1 protein-coding gene is annotated in these 3,202 nt (G+C 38.4%); it reads left to right on the top strand.

What is annotated here, in order from left to right; genetic code table 11:
• Positions 1 to 146 precede the first annotated feature (146 nt).
• Positions 147 to 3,020, top strand: a complete 2,874-nt coding sequence (locus tag HMPREF1517_RS07245) for a glucosyl transferase (protein ID WP_037600635.1) — start codon at positions 147 to 149, stop codon at positions 3,018 to 3,020.
• Positions 3,021 to 3,202: the final 182 nt, after the last annotated feature.

The raw sequence follows: 3,202 nt of genomic DNA, 5'->3' as shown, positions 1-3,202 counted from the left end.
ATTCCTATGACTGCAAAAATTGTGACATTTGACTTTCACTCACTTTACTATGTAATCGTTTTCTTATTTTTGTCTAAATTTCTTATATTTCCTTGAAAGTCTCTAAAATAGCGCTATAATAGGACTTAGGAAATGGAGGAAAAAGTATGAAAGTACATTCTAATTTTGCTGGACCTAAGTCCAAAAAACGTCTGATTGCATTCTCATGTGCAACTGCTCTTGCAAGTTTTGCCTTTATCGCAAGACCTGCCTTCGCTGAGGAAGCTAAAGCCGACAACGCATCAAACCTTGATGTGACTGCAGCTACCACAACCAATGTGGAAACTACAGCAGACCTCGTCGAAACAAAGGTTGTTGAAGCTCCTGCTACTACTGAGAATGTAGCTAGCACTGAAAGCACTATAAATGTCTCAGAACAAGCCACAACTTCTACAGCAAGCTCTGAAACTGCCAGTGAAACAGCTTCAACAACTGCAAGTGAAAGCCAAGCTCCTGCAGAATCAGCCGCAGGACAAACACGTGAAGCTGTAACTACAGACCGAGCTGCCAATGAGACTGCTTCAGAACCTAATGAAACAAACGTCACTGGTGGTCAATACTATAGTGATGACCAAGGCAACTGGTATTATAAAGATGCCAGTGGTAAAGACCTGACTGGACCTCAAACTGTTGATGGGGTTAAGGTATACTTTAGAGATAGTGGCGTTCAAGTTAAAGGGGAATTTGCTTGGGATGGTCACTATTATGACAAAGATTCTGGTGCTCTTGTTACCAATAATTTCGTTGAAAATTATGGACGAAGATATTACTTAGATGAAAATGGCAATAAAGCAATCGGTCCCAAAGAAATTAATGGAGCTTGGAATTATTTTGACGACTACGGTGAACAAGTTAAAGGGAGATTTGCTTCCGATGGCCGTTATTACGATGAAAACGGAAAACAAGTGGATTTCGGGACAAATCGCTATTTCGAATTAAACGGAGAATGGTACTATGCTGGAAATGATGGTGCTATTTTAAAGGGACCACAAACCATCGATGGCGTTAAGGTTTACTTCGACCAAGGAGGTGTTCAAGTTAAGGGCTATTTTGTAAAAGATAGTACTGACAAAAATGAACGCTATTATGACAAAGATTCTGGTGCTCTAGCTACTAACCAATATATCATCGCCTACAACCCCTACAGACATAGAAATGAACGTTATTATGTTAACGACCAAGGAATTCGGTTAACTGGTCCTCAAACAATTGATGGTAAACAAGTCTACTTTGATAAATACGAGGGATGCCAAGTTTTCGACAATTTTGGTGATGATGGTTACTTCTACGATCAGGACGGTAATCGTGTTGATCTTGGTGCCAATCGTTATGTTCAAATCAGAGACAATTGGTACTATGTCGGTAACGATGGAAAAATCTTGACAGGTGAGCAAACTATTGACGGTGCTCACGTTTATTTTGAATATGGAGGTAAACAGGTTAAAGGAGATTTTGACTATAAAAATCAATTTCACGATAAAGACTCTGGAAATTTAGTTACTAATCGTTTCGTTACCGTTAATGACAAGACCTACTTCATTGGAGCAGATAGTAAGGCTATTAAAGGAGCGACCGTCATAGACAACATTGAATACTTCTTTGACGAAAAAACTGGCGCTCAAGTTAAAGGAAATTTCGGAAGTAACAAAAAATATTATAACAGTACTACTGGTGCTCTCGTAACTAATAGTTATGTTCAAGTTGATAATGATTGGTATTATGTTGATGCTCAGGGTAAGCGACTTGAGGGGCCACAAACTGTTGATGGGATGCAAGTCTTCTTCAACGACTCTGGTAAGCAAGCTAAAGGTGTCTTTGGTCATGATGGTTACTATTACGACAAAAATTCTGGTGCTAAAGTAGATTTGGGAACAAATCGCTATGTCCAAGTTAATGATAATTGGTACTACGTCAATGCTGAGGGTAAAATTCTCAAGGGCGAACAAACCATCGATGGGGTGCAAGTCAACTTTGATCCTTATAGCGGTATCCAGACCAAGGGAGGATTTGTTGATTCTAGAGGGCAATTGATTTCTGAAAAAAATCACAATACATATAAAAGACCTAGTAAGTTGTATGATAAAAATTCTGGTGCTCTTGTAAAAAATCAATACTTCAATAATAATGGTAAATGGTACTATGCAGATGCACAAGGAAACATCCTTAAAGGCCCACAAACCATTGATGGGGTACACGTTTACTTTGACTCATATGGAGTACAAGCTAAAGATGCAATCGCAGAAGGTTACTACTACGACAAAGACTCTGGTGCTCGTCACGAAGCCCCTCGTAAGCAATTTATAAAGGCTGGTGGTAAATTATACTATCTTGACGATGATAATAAGATAAGTTCTGGTTATAAAAAAATTGACGGTAAGGATTATTTTATTACAGGATATGGGGAAGTCTTAAGAGGAGAATTCGGGCCTTACGGTTACGAACCATACTATGATAGTGAGACTGGGGCTGCTGTACGACAAAGAGGTTTTGTTAAATCTGGACGTGACTGGTACTACCTAGATGACGAAGGAAATAAAGTATTAGGACTTGCCAAGATAGATGGCAATCTCTATTATTTCAGTAATCCCGTCGCAACAAAATACCGCATGGGCGAACAAGTTAAAGGAAAGCTAGTGAAACCTTATGCATTCTTCAACTATAACCGTTCACCCTATGACAATCCTGTCTACTACTTCGATGCTGAGACTGGAGCTGCTGTAACCAATCAATTCTTCAATTGGAAGGGCAATTGGTACTACTTCGGTAAGGATGGAAAGGCACTTATCTTTGATCAAGTCATCAATGGTCAACACCTCTACTTTGATTATCAAGGTAAGCAAATTAAAGGCAATTTCGTTACAGACTATAAGGGGACTCGTTATTACGATGAAAACTCTGGTGAGCTCGTCACCAACCAAACTCGTACCATCAATGGTGTGACTTATCACTTTGATGAAAATGGACGTGCGAAGCAATTGTAAAGAATTTAGGAAATAGACTAAGTTTTTCTCACAGATATCTATACTAAAGGAAGTTGATTAATTTTAACTTCCTTTTTAAAATCCACGAAAATAATTTTTGTCTACTTTAAGAAAACTTTAGGCTTTGCTTTATATACTATAACCATCCTAAAACTTTTCTTTTTCATAATCTCCTAAATTCA

Source organism: Streptococcus sp. ACS2 (assembly GCF_000525585.1).
Taxonomy (GTDB): Bacteria; Bacillota; Bacilli; order Lactobacillales; family Streptococcaceae; genus Streptococcus.
Note: the sequence above shows the minus strand (reverse complement) of the source record. Positions and strands in the feature narration are given on the sequence as shown.

Excerpts from the sequence above, each read along its gene's own strand:
- HMPREF1517_RS07245 (WP_037600635.1), top strand. The coding sequence starts at position 147 with ATGAAAGTACATTCTAATTTTGCTGGACCTAAGTCCAAAAAACGTCTG.